Raw genomic sequence first — 22,780 nt, 5'->3', positions numbered from 1 at the left:
CGCCGACTGTCACAGGCGTGTCACAGGGGTCGTCGCGGAAGCGTGGCGACGGGCATCCCCTTGACGGTCGAACTCGGACGGTCGAATGAGACAGAATGCTGCCGTGCCTTTTCTGTTGCTGATCGAGGACGACGACGCCATCCGCACGGCCCTCGAACTGTCCCTGTCCCGGCAGGGCCACCGGGTGGCCACCGCCGCCACGGGCGAGGACGGTCTCCAGCTGCTGCGCGAGCAGCGGCCGGATCTGGTCGTGCTCGACGTCATGCTGCCCGGCATCGACGGCTTCGAGGTCTGCCGGCGGATCCGCCGGACCGATCAGCTGCCGATCATCCTGCTGACCGCGCGCAGCGACGACATCGACGTGGTCGTGGGCCTGGAGTCCGGGGCGGACGACTACGTCGTCAAGCCCGTGCAGGGGCGGGTCCTGGACGCCCGCATCCGGGCCGTACTGCGGCGCGGGGAGCGGGAGTCGACGGACTCGGCGACGTACGGCTCGCTGGTCATCGACCGGTCGGCGATGACGGTCACCAAGAACGGCGAGGACCTCCAGCTCACCCCGACCGAGCTGCGGCTGCTCCTGGAGCTGAGCCGGCGGCCCGGACAGGCGCTGTCCCGGCAGCAGTTGCTGCGGCTCGTGTGGGAGCACGACTACCTGGGCGACTCGCGGCTCGTCGACGCCTGTGTGCAGCGGCTGCGCGCCAAGGTGGAGGACGTGCCGTCCTCGCCGACCCTGATCCGCACCGTGCGCGGCGTCGGCTACCGGCTGGACGTCCCTGCGTGAGCCGAGGGATCCTCGCGCGGCTGCGCCTCTCCAGCCTGCGCCTGCGGCTCGTCGTCGTCTTCGCCCTGGTCGCGCTCACCGCGGCCGTCGCCGCCTCCGGCATCGCGTACTGGCTCAACCGCGAGGCGGTGCTCACCCGCACCCAGGACGGGGCGCTCAACGACTTCCGGCAGGAGATGCAGAACCGGGTGGCGACGCTGCCGCTGCGGCCCGGCCAGGAGGACCTGCGGCGGACCGCCGAGCAGATGGCGAGCGGCAGCGCCGGCTACCAGGTGCTGCTGCTCGGCGAGCGGGACGAGGGCAAGCCGATCGTGGGCGCCTCGGACCCGGACGACTTCACCCTGGCCGACGTGCCGCGTCCGCTGCGGGACGCCGTGGACACCCGGCGGCCGGTGACGGACGCCAACCCGTACCCGTACCACCTCTTCTGGCAGCGCACGGAGCGGAACGGGACGCCGTACCTGGTCGGCGGGGTGCGGATCGACGGCGGCGGGCCCGCCGGCTACATGTTCAAGTCGCTGGCGGCGGAGAAGGCCGACCTGAACTCGCTGGCCTGGTCGCTCGGGATCGCCACCGCGCTCGCGGTGGCCGGTTCGGTGCTGCTCGCGCAGGTCGCGGCGACGACCGTGCTGCGTCCGGTGCACCGGCTCGGGGAGGCGGCCCGGCAGCTCGGCGAGGGCAAGCTGGACACCCGGCTGCGGGTGACCGGCGCGGACGAACTGGCCGACCTCTCGCGGACCTTCAACGGCGCGGCCGAGTCGTTGCAGAAGAAGGTCGCGGACATGAGTGCGCGGGAGGAGTCCAGCCGCCGCTTCGTGGCCGACATGTCGCACGAGCTGCGGACCCCGCTGACCGCCCTGACGGCCGTCACGGAGGTCCTGGAGGACGAGCAGGACTCCCTGGACCCGATGATCGCGCCCGCGGTGGCGCTCGTGGTGAGCGAGACCCGGCGCCTCAACGACCTGGTGGAGAACCTGATGGAGGTGACCCGCTTCGACGCGGGCACCGCGCGGCTCGTCCTCGACGACGTGGACATCGCCGACCAGATCACCGCGTGCGTGGACGCGCGCGCGTGGCTGGACGCGGTGGACCTGGACGCCGAGCGCGGGATCGTGGTGCCGCTCGATCCGCGCCGGCTCGACGTGATCCTGGCGAACCTGATCGGGAACGCGCTCAAGCACGGCGGTTCGCCGGTGCGGGTGTCGGTGCGCACGGAGGACGGGGAGCTGGTCATCGCGGTCCGCGACCACGGCCCCGGCATCCCCGAGGAGGTGCTGCCGCACGTCTTCGACCGCTTCTACAAGGCCAGCGCGTCCCGGCCCCGGTCCGAGGGCAGCGGTCTCGGCCTGTCGATCGCCATGGAGAACGCACTGATCCACGGCGGTTCGATCACGGCCTCGAACTCGGTGGGCGAGGACGGGGAGGTCGACGGCGCGGTGTTCGTGCTGCGGCTGCCCCTGGACGCCTCCGGGATCACGAGCGAGGTGAGGACCCGCAGCGGTCGGGGCGAGGTGGAGGAAGCGTGAGGCACCGTACCCTCGGGCGCGCGGCCGGCGCGCTCGCGCTCGCCGCCCTGGTCGCCGGATGCGGGATCAGGACGACGTCGGTCCCGGTGGACGCGGGCGCGGCCCCGTCCCGGGTGCCGTGCAGGACGGCCGAGGAGGGCGCCTCGGGGACCTCGGTCCCGGGCGTGCCGGTCCGGGTGTTCCTGGTCTGCGGCTCGCAGCTGGAGTCGGTGGACCGCCGGTCGCCGCTGCCGGAGGGGAGGGCGGACGCCGATCCGGTGCGGACGGCCCGGCTGCTGCTCGCGCAGCTCCTCGCCGCGCCGTCGGAGGACGAGCGGCGGGCCGGGTTCACGACCGCGGTGCGCGGTCCGCTGACGGTGGGCGGCGGGCACCGGGGCGACCCGGTGGGCACGCTGCGGCTGAGCCGGCAGCCGGAGGACCTGGCGCCGGTCGCGCTGTCGCAGCTCGTCTGCTCCTTCGGGGAGAGCTCGGCGGGCGCGGGCGACCGCACGGTCCTGCTCGGCGGCCCGGGTCCGTACGCGCCGAAGCGCTACCGCTGCACGGCGGAGCTGCGCGAGCGCCCGGAGTCCGCCCCGCCGACGGCCCCGCCGGCGACCGCGACGGCCTCGCCCTCGGGGCCGGTCCCGGGGTCGCCCCCCGCGGCCCCGACCGGCTGAGTCGCCCCGCGGCGGAACCGATTCCGCTCCCGGGCACGTCTTGGGGGGCGTGCAGCGTCAAGGTTCGGGCGGCAGTGCCGCCGTGGTCGTCCGCGCGACGGGGTTCGTCCTCCTCCTCGCGCATCTGCTGCTCGTCGCCTGGGTCAGCCTGCGCCCACGGGACGTGGCCTGGGTGACCGCGCCGAACACGATCCCCCTGGACGGCCTCCGGGCCGATCTCGCGCTGGGCTCCGCCGAGGCGGCCCGGCTGATCGGCGAGGGCCTGCTGCTGCTCGCCCCGCTCGGGGTGCTGCTCCCGATGGCCGACGGGCGGCTCGACGTCCCCGGCTGGGCCTCCCTGGTCCGGACGGCGGCCGCCGGGGCCCTGGTGTCGCTCGCGGTGGAGCTGCTGCAGACCGCGGTGCCGGGGCAGGTCGTGGACGTGGACTCGGTCCTCCTGAACACGGCGGGCGTGGTCCTCGCGCACCTCCTCCTCGTGCCGGCCGGGCGGACCTGGCTGCGCCGCAGGTCGGGGGCGGGCCGGCCGGGGTCCTCCGGAGGGACGGGGCGCGGCCGGGGTTCCGCCCTGCTGCGGAACGAGGGTTCTCAGGGTGCGACCCCGACGATTTCCAGGGTCCCGATCGCCCGGTAGACCGACGTTTCGTCCCCCTTCACGACGGCAGTATGGAGTCATCGGGAGCCCGAAGGAGCGGCTCCCGGACCGACCCCGAAGGAGCCCACCATGGCCGCACTCATCCGCCCCCGTGACGGACGCGTGATCGGCGGTGTGTGCGCGGCGCTCGCCCGGCGCTTCGGCACCTCCGCGACGACGATGCGTCTGATCTTCCTGGTGTCCTGCCTGCTGCCGGGCCCGCAGTTCCTGCTCTACCTGGCGCTGTGGCTGCTGCTGCCGTCGGAGCGCAAGACGGCGAGCGCGGCCTGGTAGGGCCGCCGACACGCGCCGGAGGGGCGCGCGCCCGGAACCTTCCCGGGTGCGCGCCCCTCCGGCGTGCGTGCGTACGGCGTGTGCGTACGGGGTCGTACGGCGTGTGCGTACGGGGCCTCGCGGGCCGGGTCAGCCGAGCGGCAGGCCGTTCAGGGGGAGGCCGTTCAGCGGCAGGCCGCCGAGGAGGCCGCCGAGCGGGGCGGCACCGAGGGCGCCGGTGGCGGAGGCGAGCGGGAGGTTCTGGGTGGCCTGGCCGGCGGCGGCCGGGAGGGTCCGGGTGACCTGGTCCAGGCCCTGGCCGAGGGCGCCCTGCCCGGCGCCGAGGGACTCGGCGGCACCGTCGGGGAGCTCGGTGAGGCCGTCGCCCAGCGGCACGGTCTGGGTCACCAGGCCGAGCGCGTCGGGGGCGGCGGGCGCGACCGGGGCGGCGGAGGCCGTGCCGGCGGCGGCAGCGGCGAAAGCGGCACCGAGGGCGACGACACCGAGCTTCTTGGCGGACTGCTTCATCTGGGAATCTTCCTTGGGGGAATCCGGGGGCTTCGGGAAAGCCGTACGGGGAAATCCGGGGAACGGGGAATGCAGAGCGGCTCCGCAACCTAACCAGCGGTGGACCCCGCCGCAAACACCGGAAAGCGGCCGGGTGTCGCGCCTCCCCGGCCGCCTCCGTCCCTCCGCGAGGGTTCCGCTCAGCCCTCCGTACCGGAAGATCCGCTGGTCGCGGCGGTCTGCTGGAACAGCCATTCGGACCGGAGCTCGGCGTATCCGGGCTTGATGACCTCGTTGATCATGGCCAGCCGTTCATCGAAAGGAATGAACGCTGATTTCATCGCATTGACCGTGAACCACTGCATGTCGTCGAGCGTGTAATCGAATGCCTCGGTCAGTAGCTCGAATTCCCGGCTCATGCTCGTGCCGCTCATGAGGCGGTTGTCGGTGTTGACCGTGGCGCGGAAGTGCAGGGTGCGCAGCAGCCCGATGGGGTGCTCGCCGATCGAGGCGGCGGCGCCGGTCTGGAGGTTGGAGGAGGGGCACATCTCCAGGGGGATCCGCTTGTCGCGGACGTAGGCGGCGAGCCGCCCCAGCTTCACCGAGCCGTCGTCCGCGACCTCGATGTCGTCGATGATCCGGACGCCGTGGCCGAGGCGGTCGGCGCCGCACCACTGGAGCGCCTGCCAGATGGAGGGCAGCCCGAAGGCCTCGCCGGCGTGGATCGTGAAGTGGTTGTTCTCCCGCTTGAGGTACTCGAAGGCGTCGAGGTGGCGGGTGGGCGGGTAGCCGGCCTCGGCGCCCGCGATGTCGAAGCCGACGACGCCGGAGTCGCGGTAGGAGTTGGCGAGTTCGGCGATCTCCAGGGAGCGGGCGGCGTGCCGCATGGCGGTGAGCAGGGCGCCGACCCGGATGCGGTGGCCGTTCGCCCTGGCCCGTCGCTCGCCCTCGCGGAAGCCCGCGTTGACGGCCTCGACGACCTCTTCGAGGGTGAGGCCGCCCTCCAGGTGCTGTTCGGGGGCGTAGCGGACCTCCGCGTACACGACGCCGTCCTCGGCGAGGTCGACGGCGCACTCGGCGGCGACGCGGAAGAGGGTCTCCCGGGTCTGCATGACGGCGCAGGTGTGCGCGAAGGTCTCCAGGTACCGCTCCAGGGACCCGGAGTCGGCGGCCTCCCGGAACCAGATGCCGAGCTTGTCGGGTTCGGTCTCGGGGAGGTTCTCGTAGCCCTGCTCGCGGGCGAGTTCGATGATCGTGCCGGGGCGCAGCCCGCCGTCGAGGTGGTCGTGGAGCAGCACCTTCGGGGCGCGGCGGATCTGGTCCGCGGTGGGGATGCTGTGGGTCTGGCTCGTCATTGCCGCACTCTAGCCCCTACGCGCGTAGAGCGCCCCCCGTGGCGCTCGACTTCCCGTGCGCCCGCGGCGGCGCCCCCGGGCTCGAACGGGATTGCCGGGCACGTCCGTTCGAGACGGGCGCGGCGATACGCAACGGTGACCGCGCGTACGGCTGGCGTACACCTCCGATTCTGAGACTGTTCTGCCATGGCGCACTTCGCACTCGTGGGGCCGCCCGACGCACGGAGACCCCGGCTCGGACGGTCCGTCGCAGGTTCCGGCACGTCGGCGGTGGGCGGCGTGGTGCTGCTGCTCCCGGACGGCGAGCCGTCGTCGAGGCGGCGGGCCTCCGCGCGGGCCCACGCGGCGATGGTCCCGCTCGGGCGCGCCCTGGTGCGGGCGGGCCGGGCCGAGGGGCTCGTCGCGCACGTGGTGCGCTACCGGGCGCGCGGCTGGAACGGCGCGGACGCGGACCTCGCGGCGGACGCCTCCTGGGCGGTCGCGGAGGCGGTGCGGCGCTACGGCGACGTCCCGGTCTGCCTGGCCGGGCACGGGCTCGGCGGGCGGGCCGCGCTGCGGGCGGCCGGGGAGGACGCGGTCGGCGCGGTCCTGGCGCTCGCCCCCTGGCTGCCGGAGGACGACGTGGCGGCCGAGCCGGAGCCGGTGCGGCAGCTCGTGGGGCGCCGGGTGCTGCTCGTGCACGGCACGAACGACGCCCGTACGGACCCGGAGCTGTCGTTCCGCTTCGCCGAGCGGGCGAAGAAGGCGAACCGGGAGACCTGCCGCTTCGAGGTGCACTCGGACGGGCACGGGCTGCGCCAGTACGCGGACGAGGTCCGGGCGCTGGCCGCCGACTTCGTCCTCGGCGCCCTCTTCTCCCGGCCGGTCGCCCGCCCGCTGACCGACGCCTTCGCCGCGCCCCCGCCGCTCGGCCTGCGGATGCCGCTGGCGGTGGGGTTCGGGGGCGCGCGGCGGCGGTGAGCCCTGGACACGGGGCCCGCTCCGGGGGCGGGTCCGTGCGGTGCGGGGCTCACTCCGGAGGTGGCGGCTCCTTCGGGAGGAGGTGGCCGCGCCGGCTCAGGAGGAACTTCTTGAAGGCGGCCACCGGGGCCGTGTCCGGGTGGCCGTCGAGCCAGGCGACCCCGATCTCGCGGACCGCGCGCGGGGCGGTGACGGTCAGTTCGACGACGCCGGGCCGGGGGACGGCCGGCGGGGGCAGCAGGGCGACGCCGAGGCCGGCGGCGACCAGGCCGCGCAGGGTCTCGGCCTCCTCGCCCTCGAAGGCCACCCGGGGCTTGAACCCGGCCTCCGCGCACAGGTCGTCGGTGATCCGGCGCAGCCCGTACCCCGGCTCCAGGGTCACGAAGGTCTCGTCGGCGGCCTCCGCGAGGCGCACCCGCTTGCGGCCCGCGAGCCGGTGGTCGTCCGGGACGACGAGCCGCAGCCGCTGCTCGTCGAGGCGCCGGGCCACCAGGTCGGGCGCGTCCGGCACCGGCGAGGTCAGGCAGAGGTCGAGGTCGCCGGCCCGCAGCCGCTCGATCATCGCCTCGCCGTAGTTCTGGACCAGGGTGAAGCGGACCCGGGGGTGGTCGACCCGGAAGGCGCGGATGAGCCCGGGGACGGTCTCGGAGCCCATGGTGTGCAGGAACCCGAAGGCGACCCGTCCGGCGGCCGGGTCGGCGTCGGCGCGTACGGTGTCGGCGGCCCGCTCCACCTCGGCGAGGGCCCGCTCGGCGGCGGTGAGGAAGCGGCGGCCGGCCGGGGTGAGGGAGACCGTGCGGCCCCGGCGGGCGAAGAGGGCGACGCCGAGGTCCTGTTCGAGCCGGACCATCGCCCGGGAGAGCGTGGACTGCGGGACGCCCATCTCGGCCGCGGCCCGGGTCACGTGCTCGTGCCGGGCGACGGCCGCGAAGTACGCGAGCCGGGGCGCGAGCAGCGGTCCCATGTCTTCTTCGTTACTGTTCGGTGACAGCCGGGGCTGTGACCTGTACTCATGCGCCATGGGAACGATTACAGCAGTTCCGTGCATTGGACGCATGAAAGCCGCCGTCCTACGTTCGTGGCATGCCTTCCGCCAGTACCAAGGCGGCCGCCACCCTCGCGTCCGCCGACACCCGTCTCGCCCCCGGTGCCCCCGGCTACCGCCGCATGAGCCTCGCGCTCTTCGCCGCCGGGCTCGCCGCCTTCACCCTCCTCTACTCCACGCAGGCCCTCCTCCCGGCGATCTCCGCCGACTTCGGCGCCACCGCCTCCGCCGCCTCGTGGACGGTCTCCGCCGCGACCGGCGCCCTGGCCCTGTGCGTCCTGCCGCTCAGCGCCCTCTCGGAGCGCTTCGGTCGGCGCACGCTGATGACCGTCTCCCTCTCGGTCGCGGTCGCCCTGGCGCTCCTGGTGCCGCTCGCCCCGAACCTGGAGTCCCTGGTCGTGCTGCGCGCGCTCCAGGGCGCGGCGCTCGCCGGGCTCCCGGCCTCCGCGATGGCGTACCTGGCCGAGGAGGTGCGGCCCAAGGCGCTGATCGGCGCGATCGGCCTCTTCGTGGCGGGCAACTCCATCGGCGGGATGAGCGGCCGGATCGTGTCCGGCTGGGTCGCCCAGCTGTGGGGCTGGCGCGCCGGCCTGGCCGCCGTGGGCCTGCTCTCCCTGGCGTGCGCGCTCGCCTTCCGGGCGCTGCTGCCGAAGGCCCGGCACTTCACCCCGGGCACGCTCCACCCGAAGGCGTTGGCGCGCACCGTCCGCACGCACCTCTCCGACCCCCTGCTGATGCGGCTCTACGCGATCGGCGCCCTGTTCATGACGGTCTTCGGCGCGGTGTACACCGTGATCGGCTACCGCCTGGTGGAGGCCCCGTTCTCGCTGCCGCAGGGCGTGATCGGCTCGATCTTCCTGGTGTACCTGGTCGGCACGGTCTCCTCGGCCGCCGCCGGGAAGCTGGTCGGACGGCTCGGCCGGCGCGGGGCGCTCTACCTGGCGGTCTCCACCACGGCCGCGGGCCTGCTGCTCTCGCTCTCCGACGCGCTCCCCGCCGTCCTGGCGGGCCTCGTCCTGATCACGGCCGGCTTCTTCGCGGGCCACGCGGTCGCGTCCTCCTCGGTGAGCCGCACGGCGAGGACGGGCCGGGCGCAGGCCTCGGCGCTGTACCAGTCGGCGTACTACCTGGGCTCCAGCGCGGGCGGCACGCTCGGCGCGGTCGCCTTCCACGCGGGCGGCTGGGCGGGCACGGTCCTGATCGGCCTGGTCGCGGTCCTCGGCGTCGTCTCGATCACCCTGTACGGCACGCACAGCGCGCGCGTGGAGGCGCGGCGGCTCCGTCCGGCGACCGCCTGACGGCCCGTCCTCCCGGCCGCGCACTTCCCGGAACGGCCCGCAACCGCCAGACTCCCCCGTACGTCTTCGGGAACAGGACTCCAGGGGGTGCAGAGGACATGAGGGAAGTCATACGCAGGACGGGACGGAGAGCGGCCGTCACGGCCGGTCTGACGGCGATGGTGGTGCCGCTGACGATCGCGCTGGGCACGGGCACGGCGGAGGCCGCGTCCTGCAACGTGACGACCGGCCCGTACCAGAAGCAGGTGGAGAAGTTCCTGGGACGGCCGGTCGACGGGCGCCAGTCGGCCGCCGACTGTACGGCCATCCAGGCCTTCCAGAAGAAGCACGGGATCACGCCGACCGCCGGGTACGCCGGAGAGATCACCTGGCGCACCATGAACACGATGCTCCAGCAGAAGGCGGCCGGGAAGAACCCGAACAAGGACCGCGCGTGTCCGACCAACAAGGGCCGGATCGCCTGCGTGGACCTGACGCGGCAGCTGAGCTGGATCCAGGACGGCGCCACCCTGAAGTACGGCCCGGTGCCGGTCCGCACGGGCAAGGACGGGACGGAGACCCGCACCGGCCCGAAGAAGATCTACTGGCGGAGCATCAACCACTGGTCGACGCTCTACAACGTCGCCATGCCGTACTCGCAGTTCTTCGACGGCGGCCAGGCCTTCCACTCGACCACCAAGTCGATGTGGAACCCGCCGGGCTCGGGCGGCTGCGTGAACATGACGCCGGCCGACGCGAAGGCGTACTGGAACCTGCTGCGGAACGGCGACGACGTCCACGTCTACGGGCGCAAGCCGGGAACCTGACCCCGGCTGTCAGTGCGCTGCGGTAGCTTCGCTCTCATCGGCACCGGACGGGTGCCGGTGAGGGTGAGCGGGGTGTGGACCGATGAGCGACACCGTGGTCGCGACGACCGAGGAACTCGACAAGTACCGCCGTGAGCTGACCGGTTACTGCTACCGGATGCTCGGTTCCTCCTTCGAGGCGGAGGACGCGGTGCAGGACACGATGGTGCGGGCCTGGAAGGCGCTCGACTCCTTCGAGGGCCGCTCCTCGCTGCGGTCCTGGCTGTACCGGATCGCGACCAACGTCTGCCTGGACGCGCTGAACGCGGGGAACCGCCGGGCGCGGCCCATGGACCTGACCTCCCCGACGCCGGTGGAGCGGGCGCAGCTCGTGAAGCAGCCCGAGATCACCTGGCTGGAGCCGGTGCCGGACGGGCGGGTGCTGCCCTCGGTGGCGGACCCGGCGGAGGCGGCCGTCTCCCGGGAGACCGTGCGGCTCGCGTTCGTGGCCGCGCTCCAGCACCTGCCGCCCAAGCAGCGGGCGGTCCTCATCCTGCGCGAGGTGCTCGCGTGGCGGGCGAGCGAGGTCGCCGAGCTCCTCGACACCTCCGTGGCCTCGGTGAACAGCGCGCTCCAGCGGGCCCGCGCGACCCTGGCCGAGCAGGCCCCGGCCGCCTCCGACCCGGCGGACCCGCTGGACGAGGAGCAGAAGGCGCTCCTGGAGCGGTACGTGGCGGCCTTCGAGGGCTACGACATGAAGGCGCTGACCGCGCTCCTCCACGAGGACGCGACGATGTCCATGCCGCCGTACGACCTGTGGCTCCGGGGGCACGAGGACATCGTGGGCTGGATGCTGGGCGTCGGCGAGGTCTGCGCGGGCTCGAAGCTGGTGCCGACCGTGGCGAACGGCTCCCCGGCGTTCGCGCAGTACCACCCGGACCCGGCGGGCGGTTTCGGCCCGTGGGCGCTGATCGTCCTGGAGCTGCGGGAGGGCAGGGTGGCGGGGATGGACTTCTTCCTGGACACCGAGCGCTGGTTCCCGCTCTTCGACCTGCCGGCGAGGCTAGAGGCCTAGCGTTCCGTCGAGTCCCGTCAGCCGGAGCAGGGCCCGCAGGTCGGGGCCCGCTCCGTGGAGCCGGAGGCGGTGGCCGTGCCGGGCCGCCGCGAGCCTCAGCCGGGCGAGGGCGTCGACGGCGGCGAGCCCGGCGGGCACGAGCGCGCCGGCCTCGCAGACGACCTCGGCGGGCGGGGCGGCGGCGAGCTCCGCGCAGAGCCGGTCGACCTCCTCCCGCCCGGGCCGGGCGCTCAGGGTCACGACGAGGGGCCGGCTGGTGCCCGGCTGGCTGGTGTCCACGTCCGGTGAGACCGGAGCGGGGGCGGGAACTCATCGGAGGGCCCGCTGACTAGGCTCTCGATCATGACTCTCGAACCCGTCGAACTGGTGATCTTCGACTGTGACGGCGTGCTGGTGGACAGCGAGCGGATCTACTGCCGGGTGGACCGGGAGGTGTTCGCCGGGCTCGGGGCGGAGTTCACCGAGGCGGAGATCGTCGAGCGGTTCGTGGGCTCCTCCCACGAGGTGCTGACGGCGATCCTGGAGGAGCGCATCGGCCGCCCCCTGGAGCCCGGCTGGCACGAGCCCTTCCGGCAGCGGTACGAGGACGCGCTCGACGCCGAGCTGACCGCCGTCGAGGGCGTCACCGACGCGCTGGACGAGCTGTCCGTCCCGTACTGCCTGGCCTCCAACGGCAGCCACCCCACGATCCGGCGGAACCTCGGCCGCACCGGGCTCCTGGAGCGCTTCGAGGACCGGATCTTCAGTGCCCGCGACGTCGCCCGGGGCAAGCCCGCCCCGGACCTCTTCCTGCACGCCGCCGCCGTGATGGGCGTCCCGCCCGGGCGCTGCGCCGTCGTGGAGGACAGCCCGTACGGCGTCGAGGCGGCCCGCGCCGCCGGCATGCGCGCCTTCGGCTACTGCGGCGGCCTGACCCGGGCGGACCGCCTGACGGGCCCGGGGACGGTGGTCTTCGAGGACATGCGGACGCTGCCGGGGCTGCTGTCGGGGACGGGGCTCTAGCCCCCGTTGCGCCGAACGGGACCGGTGGGGGCCACCGGTCCCGTTCGCCTGAACGTGTCAGGCACATATGCCCAAGCGTCAGGCGATGCGGTCCAGGACGATCGGGGAGGCCGTGAAGGACGTGCCCGCCGGGGCGATGTCCCAGGCGTTCTCCAGGGAGCCCAGGGCGTAGTCGAACTTCTCCGGGGTGTCCGTGTGGAGGGTCAGGAGGGGCTGGCCCGCCGTGACCGTGTCGCCGGGCTTGGCGTGGAGCTCGACGCCCGCGCCCGCCTGCACCGGGTCCTCCTTGCGGGCGCGGCCCGCGCCCAGGCGCCAGGCGGCGATGCCGATGTCGTAGGCGTCGAGGCGGGTCAGGACGCCGGAGGACGGGGCCGTCACGACGTGCTGCTCGCGGGCGACCGGGAGGGTCGCGTCCGGGTCGCCGCCCTGGGCCGCGATCATCCGGCGCCAGACGTCCATCGCAGAGCCGTCGGCGAGGGCCTTCGCCGGGTCGGCGTCCTTGATGCCGGCCGCGTCGAGCATCTCCCGGGCGAGCGCGATCGTCAGCTCGACGACGTCCGCCGGGCCGCCGCCCGCGAGGACCTCGACGGACTCGCGGACCTCCAGGGCGTTGCCCGCGGTCAGGCCGAGCGGGGTCGACATGTCGGTGAGGAGCGCGACCGTCTTCACGCCGCTGTCCGTGCCGAGCTGGACCATCGTGGAGGCCAGCTCGCGGGCGTCCTCGATGTTCTTCATGAAGGCGCCGGTGCCGACCTTGACGTCCAGGACGAGCGAGCCCGTGCCCTCGGCGATCTTCTTGGACATGATGGACGAGGCGATCAGGGGGATCGCCTCGACCGTGCCCGTCACGTCGCGGAGCGCGTACAGCTTCTTGTCCGCCGGGGCCAGGCCGTCGCCCGCCGCGCAGATGACCGCGCCGGTGGTGTCGAGGACGTGCAGCATCTCCTCGTTGGAGAGCAGCGCGCGCCAGCCCGGGATGGACTCCAGCTTGTCGAGGGTGCCGCCGGTGTGGCCGAGGCCGCGGCCGGAGAGCTGCGGCACGGCCGCGCCGCAGGCGGCGACGAGCGGGGCGAGCGGGAGGGTGATCTTGTCGCCGACGCCGCCGGTGGAGTGCTTGTCGGCGGTGGGACGGGAGAGCGAGGAGAAGTCCATGCGCTCGCCGGAGGCGATCATGGCCGCGGTCCAGCGGGCGATCTCGTCGCGGTTCATGCCGTTGAGCAGGATCGCCATGGCCAGGGCGGACATCTGCTCGTCGGCGACCGCGCCGCGGGTGTACGCGTCGATGACCCAGTCGATCTGCTCGGGGCTCAGCTCGCCCTTGTCCCGCTTGGTGCGGATGACGGAGATGACGTCCATGTGGTGATGCCTCTTTCTACGCGCATAGAGGGGGAAAGGAGGAGCGGCCCTTCCCATCGTGCCGGAAGGGCCGCTCCGAAGTGCTACTGCGACAGGTGGTCCGGGCCGAAGGCCTGCGGGAGCATCTCGGCCAGGGGCAGGAGCCCGGCCGGGGTCTCCAGGACGAGGTCGGGGCCCCCGAACTCGAACAGGAGCTGCCGGCAGCGTCCGCAGGGGACCAGGGGCTCGCCCCGGCCGTCCACGCAGACGAAGTGGGTCAGCCGGCCGCCGCCGGTCGCCTGGAGCTGCGAGACGAGCCCGCACTCGGCGCACAGGGCGAGGCCGTAGGAGGCGTTCTCCACGTTGCAGCCGGAGACCGTCCGCCCGTCGTCCACGAGGGCCGCCGCGCCGACCGGGAAGCCCGAGTACGGGGCGTACGCGCGGGACATCGCCTCGCGGGCCGCGACCCGCAGGGCCTCCCAGTCGGACTCGGAGAGCTTCGCGGTCACTTGCCCTGGCCCTTCCGGTAGGGCAACCCGTCCGCCTTCGGCATCCTCAGGCGCTGTGCCGACAGGGCGAGCACGAGCAGGGTGGTGACGTACGGAGCGGCGTCGACGAACTGGCTCGGGACCTCGTCGGTCAGCGCGTACCAGAGGAAGAACCCGGCGGCGAAGACGGCGGAGACCACCGCGACGACGTACTTCTTCTTGTAGAGCTGCCAGAGGGCGGCGATCACCAGGAGCAGCGCGACCAGGAGCAGCAGCGCGTGGACGTTCTCGGCGCCGCCGCGCAGCTTGAGGCTGTCGGTGAAGCCGAAGAGGCCGGCGCCGAGCGCCATGCCGCCGGGCATCCAGTTGCCGAAGATCATCGCGGCGAGACCGATGTAGCCGCGGCCGCCGGTCTGGCCCTCCTGGTAGATGCCGGTGGCGACGATCGCGAGGAAGGCGCCGCCGAGGCCGGCGAGGGCGCCGGAGACGGTGACGGCGATGTACTTGTACTTGTAGACGTTGACGCCCAGGGACTCGGCGGCGACCGGGTTCTCGCCGCAGGAGCGCAGCCGCAGGCCGAAGGCCGTGCGCCACAGGATCCACCAGGTGGCCGGGATCAGCAGGATCGCGACGACGGTGAGCAGCGACAGGTTGGTGACCAGGCCGCCGAGGATGCCGGCGAGGTCGGAGACCAGGAACCAGTGCTTGGCCTGGAGGTCCTGCAACCAGTCGGAGAGCCCTGGAATCGTGATCTTGGTGATCGCCTCGATGCGGGGGGACTGCTTGGAGGAGCCGCCCGGGGCCTCGGCGAACGTGAAGTTCGACAGGTACTGGGTGAAGCCGACCGCGAGGATGTTGATCGCCACACCGGAGACGATGTGGTTCACGTTGAACGTGACGGTGATGACGGCGTGGAGCAGACCGCCGATCGCGCCGCCGATGAGGCCGAACAGGACGCCGGTCCAGGGACCCCACTGGTAGCCGGCCCAGGCGCCGAACCAGGTGCCGAGGACCATCATGCCCTCGAGACCGATGTTGACGACGCCCGCGCGCTCGGCCCACAGACCGCCGAGACCGGCGAGGCCGATCGGGACGGCGAGCTGGAGCGCGCCGGAGACCTGCCCCACGGAGGTGAGGTCGTTGGCCCCGGAGACGACCCGGACCAGGGAGAAGAGCACGAGGCCGGCCGCGACGATCAGCATGATCCACGGCAGGGTGAGCTTGCGGCGTCCGCCGCCCTTGGGCGCGGCGCTCGGCTTGGTGGCAGCGGCGGTGCTCATGCCGAGACCTCCTTGTCGGTCTTGAGGGCGCCGCCGGCGGCGAGTTCCTCGCCGACCTTCTGCTGCTGGCGGCGGAGGCCGTAACGGCGGACGAGCTCGTAGGACACGACCACGGCGATCACGATGATGCCCTGCATGATCTTGGTGATCTCCTTCGGGTAACCGAAGGTGTCGAGCGACGAGGACGCCTTGTCGAGGAAGGCGAAGAGGAGGGCGGCGAAGAGGATGCCGACCGGGTGGTTGCGGCCGAGCAGCGCGATGGTGATGGCGGTGAAGCCGACGCCGACCGGGAAGTCGAGGCTGTACGTGTGGGACTCGCCGAGCAGCGTCGGCATGCCGGAGAGGCCGGCGAGCGCGCCCGAGAGCAGCATCGAGGTGAGGATCATCTTCTTGGCGTCGACGCCGCTGGCCTGGGCGGCGGACTCGCTGGCGCCGGTGGCGCGCAGGTCGAAGCCGAACCGGGTGCGGTTGAGGACGAACCAGTAGACGACGCCGAGGGCGAGGGCGACGAAGGTGAAGCCGTAGACGACGCCGACGCCCTGGCCCAGGTCGATGCCGGGGAACCAGCCGGACTCGGCGATCTCACCGGTGGTGAGGTTGTTGGAGCCGGCGGGCTGGACGCCGAAGTTCTTCGGCAGGATCAGCCAGGCCACCAGGGAGGTCGCGATGGCGTTGAGCATGATCGTCGAGACGACCTCGGAGACTCCGCGGGTCGTCTTGAGGATGCCGGCGATGCCGGACCAGAAGGCGCCGGTCAGCATGGCGACGAGCACGATGAGCAGGATGTGCAGCGGGCCCGGCAGCTCGACGGAGGCGCCCACGAGGGCGGAGACCATCGCGGCGAGCCGGTACTGGCCGTCGACGCCGATGTTGAAGAGGTTCATCCGGAAGCCGACCGCCACGGCGAGGGCCGCGAGGTAGTAGATCCCGGTCTGGTTGACGATCAGGACCTGGATGTCGGAGTACCCGGCGTTCTCGATCATGATCCGGATCGGCTCGATCGGGTCGAGTCCGGTCGCGAGCAGCACCAGCACGGTGAGCACGAAAGAGGAGACCAGCGCGAGCACCGGTCCCGCCGCGCCCAGGATCAGCCGGTCCTTGTCGAATTTCATCATCGGGCGTCACCGTCTTCGGACTGCTCTTCGGTGCCTTCGAGGTGGCCGGAGGCCGCGCCGGTCATGGCGGAGCCCAGCTCCTCGGGCGTGATGGTGGCGGGGTCGGCGTCGGCGACCAGCTTGCCGCGGTACATGACCCGGAGGGTGTCGGAGAGGCCGATCAGCTCGTCGAGGTCGGCGGAGATCAGCAGCACCGCCAGGCCCTCGCGGCGGGCGTCCCGGATCGCGTCCCAGATCTGCGCCTGCGCGCCGACGTCCACGCCGCGGGTGGGGTGGGCGGCGATCAGGAACTTGGGGGCGTGGCTCATCTCGCGGCCGACGATCAGCTTCTGCTGGTTGCCGCCGGAGAGGGAGGCCGCGGTGACGTCGATGCCGGGGGTGCGCACGTCGTACTCGCGGACGATCCGCTCGGTGTCCTGGCGGGCGGCCTTCGGGTCGAGGATGCCGCGCTTGGAGTTGGGGGCCTCGGTGACGTGGCCGAGGATGCGGTTCTCCCAGAGGGGGGCCTCCAGGAGCAGGCCGTGGCGGTGCCGGTCCTCGGGGATGTAGCCGATGCCGCCCTCGCGGCGCTTGCGCACGGAGACCTTGGAGATGTCCTGCCCGTCGAGGGTGATCACGCCGGAGTCCGGGGTAGCCATGCCCATGAGGGCCTCGATGAGCTCGGTCTGGCCGTTGCCCTCGACGCCGGCGATGCCCAGGATCTCGCCTTTGTGGATCGTGAGGGAGACGTCGTCGAGGAGCCTGCGGCCCTCGGCGCTCTCCTCCAGGACCGTGGTGGCCCTGGCCGGGTCCGGCGGGGCCGCGCTGGTCAGCGGGGCGGCGGCGACGGCGCCGGCCTCGGACAGGATCAGGTTGCGGACCTGGAGCATCGGCACGTCGGTGACGGTCGACTCGCGGGTCTCCGGGGAGGGCAGCTCGCTGCCGACCATCAGCTCGGCGAGCTGCTTGGTGGTGGCGGTCTTCGGGTCGGCGGTGCCGACCGTGGTGCCCCGGCGGATGACGGTGATGTCGTCGGCGACCTTCAGGACCTCGCCCAGCTTGTGCGAGATGAAGATGACGGTCAGGCCCTCGGACTTGAGCTCGCGCAGGTTGTCGAAGAGCGCGTCGACCTCCTGCGGGACGAGGACGGCGGTCGGCTCGTCGAGGATGAGGATCCGGGCGCCGCGGTAGAGGACCTTGAGGATCTCCACGCGCTGCCGGTCGGCGACGCCGAGGTCCTCGACGAGGGCGTCCGGGCGGACCCCGAGGCCGTACTGGTCGGAGATCTCCTGGATCTTCTTCCGGGCCTTGGCGCCGATGCCGTGGAGCTTCTCGCCGCCGAGGACGACGTTCTCCAGGACGGTGAGGTTGTCGGCGAGCATGAAGTGCTGGTGCACCATGCCGATGCCGCGCGCGATGGCGTCACCGGGGCTGGAGAAGGTGACCTGCTCGCCGTCGACGGCGATGGTGCCCTCGTCCGGCTTCTGCATGCCGTAGAGGATCTTCATGAGGGTCGACTTGCCGGCGCCGTTCTCGCCGATGAGGGCGTGCACGGTGCCCTTGCGGACCGTGATGGCGATGTCCTTGTTGGCGACGACGCCGGGGAATCGCTTGGTGATGCCGTGCAGTTCTACGGCAGGGGGGCTGGACGCGTTGATGACGCACTCTCCTTGGCCGGAAGGAGTGGGAGCGGGAGGGCAGGGCGGGGCGAAGCTATCGTGCCAGGGAGACATCTACACGCGTAGCACTGCCGAAAAATGAAAATCCGTACGGGAACGGGGCCCGGCTCCGGTGGGGGTCCCACCGTCGCCGGGCCCTGTGGTCGTTGACCTGCGGTTCCTTACGGAGCGGTCTTGACCGTGATCTTGCCGTCGACGATGTTCTTCTTCGCCTCGTTCACGGCGGCGATGACGTCGGTCATCTTCTTGTACTCCGGGTTGGACTCGGACAGGCCGACGCCGTCCTGGGCCAGGCCGTAGCGGATCTCGCCGCTCTGCGGCTTGCCGTCCTTGACCGACTTGATCAGGTTGAAGACGGAGTCCGAGACGTCCTTGGTGACCGAGGTCAGGATGTGCTCCTTGTAGGAGGCCAGACCCGCCTGGTTGTACTGGTCGGAGTCGACGCCGATGGCCCACTTGTCCGCGGCGGCGGCGGCCTCGATCGAGCCCGAGCCGGCCAGACCGGCGGCGGCGTAGATCACGTCGGCGCCCTTGTCGAGCTGGCCCTGCGCGGCGGCCTTGCCGAGGTCGGGCTTGGAGAAGCCGTCGAAGTTCGGCGGCTGGGTCAGGTACTGGACGAGCACCTTCGCCTTGGGGTTGGTGTCCTTGACGCCCTGCTCGAAGCCCGCCTGGAACTTCTTGATCAGCGGGACCTCGACGCCGCCGATGAAGCCGACCGTGCCGGTCTTCGACGTCTTGGCGGCGGCGACGCCGGCCAGGTAGGAGCCCTGCTCCTCGTTGAAGACGAGGTTGGCGATGTTCGGGGCGGTCACCGAGGTGTCGTCGATGAGGCCGAAGGTGGTCTTCGGGTAGGCCTTGGCGACCTTGGCGATCGCCGGGGCGTAGGCGAAGCCGACGCCGATGACCGGGTTGTTGCCGGCGCGGGCGAGGGCGGTGAGGCGCTGCACCTTGTCGGCGTCGCCCTCACCCTCCGAGGGCTCGGCCTCGGTGCCCTTGACGCCGAGCTCGTCCTCGGCCTTCTTCAGACCGGCGTAGGCCGCGTCGTTGAAGGACTGGTCGCCGCGGCCGCCGATGTCGTACGCGATGGCGGCCGTGATGTTCTTCGAGTCCGACGCGGTGCTGGAACCGGTGTCCGTCGAGGACTTGCCACACGCGGTGGCGGAGAGGGCGAGCGCCGCGGAGGCGATGCCCACGGTCGTGATCCTGGTGATCCGGCGCAAGAGGAGGGTCCCTTCAAGACTGACCGAAAGCGCCTCTTCCGGCGCTGGTTTCGCGGCGATCGTAACGCGCGTAGATGTCAGTTAAAGACCCGTTCATGAGTCGTTATCGGATCGTCGCGAACCGGCCGTGCGGGGCGACCGAGGGCGTTCGGCCCGGTACCGCCGGTTATACCGGCGGGGGCGCCCGGTGCGGCAGGGGGCGTACGGGGGACACGCCGGGCGCTGGACCGTCCGGGGGAACGGGTGGGCCGGACGGACGAGGGGTCCGCCCGGCCGGAAAGCATCGCTCGTGCGTACGGACCGGTCGGCGGGCCCCGGCCCGCTTGCGGCCCTGCCCGTGGGCCTCGGACCGCGTGGCCCGGACCGTACGGGCCCGGGGCCGTGCGGTCCGGGCCCGGGTCAGGCCTCCTGCGGCGCGTTCGTGAGCAGGGCCGCCGCCGTGAAGAGCTCCACGGCCGCCTCGATCGCGTTCTCGTCCACGTCGAAGTCGCCGGCGTGCAGGTCGCGGACGCGGGTGTCGCCGGGGACGCGGACGCCCAGGCGGGCCATGGCGCCGGGGACGTGCTCCAGGTACCAGGAGAAGTCCTCGCCGCCGAGGCTCTGCTCGGTGTCCTCGATCGCGTGCACCCCGCGCCGGGCGGTCATGGCGTCGCGGAGCAGCTCGGCCACGGCCGCGTCGTTGACGACCGGGGGGACGCCCCGGACGTAGGTGACGGTCGACTTGGCCCGGTGCAGGGCCGCGACCTCGTCGATCGCCGCGTGCACCAGGTCGGGCGCGTCGCGCCAGGCCGGCAGGTCGAGGCAGCGGACGGTGCCGGAGAGCTCGGCGTGCTGCGGGATGACGTTGGGGGCGTGGCCGGACTCGATGCGGCCCCAGGTGACCGAGAGGCCCGAGCGGGCGTCGACGCGGCGGGCCAGGACGGCGGGGACGTCGGTGGCGACGCGGGCGGCGGCGGTGACCAGGTCGGTGGTGAGGTGCGGCCGGGCGGTGTGGCCGCCGGGGCCGTCGAGGGTGACCTCCAGCCGGTCGCAGGCGGAGGTGATGGGGCCGGCGCGCAGGCCGATCTTGCCCGCGTCGACCCTCGGGTCGCAGTGGACGGCGATGATCCGTCCGACGCCGTTCAGGGCGCCGGCCTCGACGACGTCGACGGCGCCGCCGGGCAGGACCTCCTCGGCGGGCTGGAAGATCAGCCGCACGGCGTTGGGCAGGAGCCCCTGCCGGTCGAGCTCGGCGAGGACCAGGCCCGCGCCGAGGACGGAGGTCGTGTGGACGTCGTGTCCGCACGCGTGGGCGCGGTTGGCCACGGTGGAGCGGTAGGCGACGGTCTTGACGTCCGGGATGGGGAGCGCGTCGAGGTCGGCGCGGATCGCCAGCATGGGCCGGCCGGGGTCCGGCGTGCCGATGTCACAGATGAGTCCGGTGCCGGCCGGAAGGACCTCCGGCGCGAGTCCGGCCGCCTCCAGGCGGGCCTTGAGCGCGGCGGTCGTACGGAACTCCTGCTTCCCGAGCTCGGGGTGCATGTGCAAGTCCCTGCGGAACATGATCAGTTCGTCGCGCAGGGTTGCGGGCAGCTTTCCGGGCAGAGTGGCGGAGCCTGGCTCACGGGACTTCAACTGGTTCACCTTTTGAAGGGTAGGCCTTCGGGGCGGTCAACTGCCCGTTGATCACGAAAAGTTCAACCCGTTAGGGGAAAGAACCTCGATTTTCCGGGCTTAGCGACCACCCCGTGTGGGTATCCTCACCCGATTGCCCCGCACGGGCGGCGGGAAACATCATCCGAACTCCAGCCGGTCGACGGAGGGGATCCCGCGGGCCGTGAGCCGGTCGACCTCGTGGGCCGCCGTGCCCGTCACCCCGGACAGGAAGCCCTGCGCGCGCGGCGAGGCGGTCGCCCGCAGCCACTCGGGCGCGACCTCGCAGACGGCGACCCGCACGCCCGTGCCGGCCAGGGCCAGCGGCAGGGTGTGCACGACCGTGGACGGGAAGCTGACGATCGTGCGGCCGACCGGGCCGCGCCGGGCGACCAGCTCCAGGGGCAGCTCGGGCCGGACCACCTGGAGGCCCGTCTCGACGGCTATCCGGTGCAGCTTCTCGGCGCTCTCCCTGCGGTGTGCGAAGTAGCGGGTGGCGCCGTGCGCGCGGGCGAGCTCGCCGACCACGCGCGCGTAGTGGTCGGCGTCGACCACCCCGGTCTCCACCAGCGAGGTGCCGACCAGGTCCGCGCCGCCGGTGAGCAGCGGCGGGCCGAAGCGGGCACGGGTCCAGGCGTAGGAGTTCTCCGTGACCTCGACGCCCTCCGGGGCCTCGACCGGCAGCGAGGTGAAGACCTCGACGGTGCGGCCCCGGGCCGGGGCGAGCCGGCGCCGGGCCAGGGTGGTCACGGGGGCGAGGACCAGCTCGCGCGGGCCCAGGCTGCCCTTGCGGTGCCAGCGGACCAGGCGCTCGCCGCGGCCGAGCTGGGCGGCGAACTCCATGGTCGCGGTGCCGTCGTCGACCACGGTCAGGTGCCGGGGGCCGAAGAGGGTCAGGAGGAGCTGGACGTACCGGGAGAACGGGTCCCCGATGATCACCCGCTCGGCCGAGCGCAGCGGTCCGGCGAGCCGCCGCAGGGTGCGGACGAGGGCGCCCCGGCCGCCGCGGGCCTCCTGCCAGTGGACGGTGAGGCCCTCGTCGCGGGCCAGCTGGGCCATCCGGCGCAGCTGGCCCCGCGACATGGGGTCGGTCGGCGAGAGGACGACGACCGTGAGGGGGGCTGGCGCGGGCGCCTCAGTGGTGGGCGCAACGGCGGCGGAGGCCTCCGTGCCGGGGGTCCGGGCCGGGGCCCGGGTGTGCGCCCACTCCAGGACGTTGAGGAGCTGGACCGGGCTCTCGACGAACGCCAGCTGCCCGGTCATGAGGCGACGGCGCCCTGGACCCGGCGGAGCTTCTTCATCGGGCCGAGCTCCGACTCGTACACCTTCTTGACCCCGTCGCCGAGGGCCGTCTCGATGGTGCGGATGTCGCGGACCAGGCGCGTCAGGCCCTGGGGCTCGACGGAGGCGGCCTGGTCGGAGCCCCACATGGCGCGGTCGAGGGTGATGTGGCGCTCGACGAAGACGGCGCCGAGGGCGACGGCGGCCAGGGTGGTCTGGAGGCCGGTCTCGTGGCCGGAGTAGCCGATCGGGACGTTCGGGTACTCCTCCTGGAGCGTCTGGATCACGCGCAGGTTGAGCTCCTCGGCCTTGGCCGGGTAGGTCGAGGTGGCGTGGCAGAGGAGGATGTTGTCGCTGCCGAGGACCTCGACGGCGTGCCGGATCTGCTTCGGCGTCGACATGCCGGTGGAGAGGATGACCGTGCGGCCGGTGGCGCGCAGCTCGCGGAGCAGCTCGTCGTCGGTGAGGGAGGCGGAGGCGACCTTGTGGGCGGGGACGTCGAACTTCTCCAGGAAGGCGACGGCCTCGGTGTCCCACGGGGAGGCGAACCAGTCGATGCCGCGCTCCTTGCAGTGCGCGTCGATGGCCCGGTACTCCTCCTCGCCGAACTCCACGCGGTGGCGGTAGTCGATGTAGGTCATGCGGCCCCAGGGGGTGTCCCGCTCGATGTCCCACTGGTCGCGCGGGGTGCAGATCTCGGGGGTGCGCTTCTGGAACTTGACCGCGTCGCAGCCGGCCTCGGCGGCGACGTCGATCAGGGCGAGGGCGTTGTCGAGCTCGCCGTTGTGGTTGATGCCGATCTCGCCGGTGACGTAGACGGGCTGCCCGGGGCCGGCGGTCTTGGTGCCGAGGGTGCGGAGACGGGTGCTCATGGTGC

At 72.7% G+C, this 22,780-nt stretch carries 23 protein-coding genes; 10 read left to right on the top strand and 13 right to left on the bottom strand.

Annotated features, from left to right (window positions below):
• The first annotated feature begins 103 nt into the window (after positions 1–103).
• From afsQ1 to ACWGSR_RS06365, 5 genes are all read left to right on the top strand, one after another.
• Positions 104–781, top strand: a complete 678-nt coding sequence (gene afsQ1 / locus ACWGSR_RS06385) for a two-component system response regulator AfsQ1 (protein ID WP_017239746.1) — start codon at positions 104–106, stop codon at positions 779–781.
• Positions 778–2,307: an ATP-binding protein gene (locus ACWGSR_RS06380; protein WP_376237798.1), complete on the top strand. Its 1,530-nt coding sequence runs from the start codon at positions 778–780 to the stop codon at positions 2,305–2,307. Before afsQ1 ends, ACWGSR_RS06380 begins: the two co-directional genes overlap by 4 nt.
• Positions 2,304–2,963 carry a hypothetical protein gene (locus ACWGSR_RS06375; protein ID WP_376237796.1) on the top strand — a complete coding sequence of 220 codons (660 nt, stop codon included), beginning with the start codon at positions 2,304–2,306 and terminating at the stop codon, positions 2,961–2,963. The genes ACWGSR_RS06380 and ACWGSR_RS06375 overlap by 4 nt, the downstream gene beginning before the upstream one ends.
• Before the next feature lie 49 nt (positions 2,964–3,012).
• Positions 3,013–3,594, top strand: a complete 582-nt coding sequence (locus ACWGSR_RS06370) for a VanZ family protein (RefSeq protein WP_366371284.1) — start codon at positions 3,013–3,015, stop codon at positions 3,592–3,594.
• Between the two features lie 90 nt (positions 3,595–3,684).
• The gene (locus ACWGSR_RS06365) at positions 3,685–3,888 is read left to right on the top strand and encodes a PspC domain-containing protein (RefSeq protein ID WP_376237793.1); all 204 of its coding nucleotides are present in this window, start codon (positions 3,685–3,687) and stop codon (positions 3,886–3,888) included.
• Positions 3,889–4,017: 129 nt separating this feature from the next.
• On the opposite strand, the gene ACWGSR_RS06360 is transcribed toward ACWGSR_RS06365, so the two are convergent.
• Complete coding sequence (locus ACWGSR_RS06360; RefSeq protein ID WP_376237791.1) at positions 4,018–4,395, bottom strand: hypothetical protein; 378 nt, start codon at positions 4,393–4,395, stop codon at positions 4,018–4,020.
• Between the two features lie 179 nt (positions 4,396–4,574).
• Positions 4,575–5,729 carry an adenosine deaminase gene (locus ACWGSR_RS06355; protein ID WP_453563933.1) on the bottom strand — a complete coding sequence of 385 codons (1,155 nt, stop codon included), beginning with the start codon at positions 5,727–5,729 and terminating at the stop codon, positions 4,575–4,577.
• 186 nt (positions 5,730–5,915) lie between these two features.
• Between ACWGSR_RS06355 and ACWGSR_RS06350 the strand changes: the two genes are divergently transcribed.
• Positions 5,916–6,689 carry an alpha/beta hydrolase gene (locus ACWGSR_RS06350; protein ID WP_376237786.1) on the top strand — a complete coding sequence of 258 codons (774 nt, stop codon included), beginning with the start codon at positions 5,916–5,918 and terminating at the stop codon, positions 6,687–6,689.
• A gap of 49 nt (positions 6,690–6,738) precedes the next feature.
• Here ACWGSR_RS06350 and ACWGSR_RS06345 read toward each other — a convergent pair whose 3' ends face one another.
• Positions 6,739–7,710 (bottom strand): LysR family transcriptional regulator, encoded by a 972-nt coding sequence (locus ACWGSR_RS06345; RefSeq protein WP_453563930.1) that lies wholly within the window; start codon positions 7,708–7,710, stop codon positions 6,739–6,741.
• Between the two features lie 62 nt (positions 7,711–7,772).
• Here ACWGSR_RS06345 and ACWGSR_RS06340 point away from each other — a divergent pair, with 62 nt between their 5' ends.
• From ACWGSR_RS06340 to ACWGSR_RS06330, 3 genes are all read left to right on the top strand, one after another.
• Positions 7,773–9,032: an MFS transporter gene (locus ACWGSR_RS06340; RefSeq protein WP_453563928.1), complete on the top strand. Its 1,260-nt coding sequence runs from the start codon at positions 7,773–7,775 to the stop codon at positions 9,030–9,032.
• A 158-nt stretch (positions 9,033–9,190) separates the two neighbouring features.
• Positions 9,191–9,838 (top strand): L,D-transpeptidase family protein, encoded by a 648-nt coding sequence (locus tag ACWGSR_RS06335; RefSeq protein ID WP_376237875.1) that lies wholly within the window; start codon positions 9,191–9,193, stop codon positions 9,836–9,838.
• A gap of 82 nt (positions 9,839–9,920) precedes the next feature.
• Positions 9,921–10,892, top strand: a complete 972-nt coding sequence (locus tag ACWGSR_RS06330) for a sigma-70 family RNA polymerase sigma factor (RefSeq protein WP_376237777.1) — start codon at positions 9,921–9,923, stop codon at positions 10,890–10,892.
• On the opposite strand, the gene ACWGSR_RS06325 is transcribed toward ACWGSR_RS06330, so the two are convergent.
• Entirely contained in the window at positions 10,881–11,171 is a 291-nt protein-coding gene (locus ACWGSR_RS06325) for an STAS domain-containing protein (protein ID WP_376237774.1), read from the bottom strand. The genes ACWGSR_RS06330 and ACWGSR_RS06325 overlap by 12 nt on opposite strands.
• 63 nt (positions 11,172–11,234) lie before the next feature.
• On the opposite strand from ACWGSR_RS06325, the gene ACWGSR_RS06320 reads away from it, so the two are divergent.
• On the top strand, positions 11,235–11,894 hold the full coding sequence (locus ACWGSR_RS06320) for an HAD family hydrolase (RefSeq protein WP_453563924.1): 660 nt from the start codon (positions 11,235–11,237) through the stop codon (positions 11,892–11,894).
• 78 nt (positions 11,895–11,972) lie between these two features.
• Here ACWGSR_RS06320 and ACWGSR_RS06315 read toward each other — a convergent pair whose 3' ends face one another.
• The 9 genes from ACWGSR_RS06315 to ACWGSR_RS06275 all read right to left on the bottom strand — a co-directional run bounded on the left by ACWGSR_RS06315 (position 11,973) and on the right by ACWGSR_RS06275 (position 22,775).
• A complete protein-coding gene (locus tag ACWGSR_RS06315; RefSeq protein ID WP_376237768.1) occupies positions 11,973–13,250 on the bottom strand; it encodes a thymidine phosphorylase in 1,278 nt (425 codons plus the stop codon).
• Between the two features lie 83 nt (positions 13,251–13,333).
• Positions 13,334–13,738: a cytidine deaminase gene (locus ACWGSR_RS06310; RefSeq protein WP_376237765.1), complete on the bottom strand. Its 405-nt coding sequence runs from the start codon at positions 13,736–13,738 to the stop codon at positions 13,334–13,336.
• Complete coding sequence (locus ACWGSR_RS06305; RefSeq protein WP_376237762.1) at positions 13,735–14,997, bottom strand: ABC transporter permease; 1,263 nt, start codon at positions 14,995–14,997, stop codon at positions 13,735–13,737. The genes ACWGSR_RS06310 and ACWGSR_RS06305 overlap by 4 nt, the downstream gene beginning before the upstream one ends.
• Positions 14,994–16,112, bottom strand: coding sequence for an ABC transporter permease (locus ACWGSR_RS06300; RefSeq protein ID WP_366371263.1), 1,119 nt, complete (start codon positions 16,110–16,112; stop codon positions 14,994–14,996). The genes ACWGSR_RS06305 and ACWGSR_RS06300 overlap by 4 nt, the downstream gene beginning before the upstream one ends.
• Complete coding sequence (locus ACWGSR_RS06295) at positions 16,109–17,824, bottom strand: ABC transporter ATP-binding protein (protein ID WP_376237759.1); 1,716 nt, start codon at positions 17,822–17,824, stop codon at positions 16,109–16,111. Before ACWGSR_RS06295 ends, ACWGSR_RS06300 begins: the two co-directional genes overlap by 4 nt.
• 107 nt (positions 17,825–17,931) lie before the next feature.
• Entirely contained in the window at positions 17,932–18,990 is a 1,059-nt protein-coding gene (locus ACWGSR_RS06290; protein WP_453563919.1) for a BMP family lipoprotein, read from the bottom strand.
• Positions 18,991–19,389: 399 nt separating this feature from the next.
• On the bottom strand, positions 19,390–20,613 hold the full coding sequence (locus ACWGSR_RS06285) for an amidohydrolase (RefSeq protein ID WP_376237755.1): 1,224 nt from the start codon (positions 20,611–20,613) through the stop codon (positions 19,390–19,392).
• A gap of 150 nt (positions 20,614–20,763) precedes the next feature.
• Complete coding sequence (locus ACWGSR_RS06280; protein ID WP_453563916.1) at positions 20,764–21,885, bottom strand: hypothetical protein; 1,122 nt, start codon at positions 21,883–21,885, stop codon at positions 20,764–20,766.
• Positions 21,882–22,775: an N-acetylneuraminate synthase family protein gene (locus ACWGSR_RS06275; protein WP_376237749.1), complete on the bottom strand. Its 894-nt coding sequence runs from the start codon at positions 22,773–22,775 to the stop codon at positions 21,882–21,884. Before ACWGSR_RS06275 ends, ACWGSR_RS06280 begins: the two co-directional genes overlap by 4 nt.
• Positions 22,776–22,780 lie beyond the last annotated feature (5 nt).

Source organism: Streptomyces sp. NPDC055632 (assembly GCF_053618675.1).
Note: the sequence above shows the minus strand (reverse complement) of the source record. Positions and strands in the feature narration are given on the sequence as shown.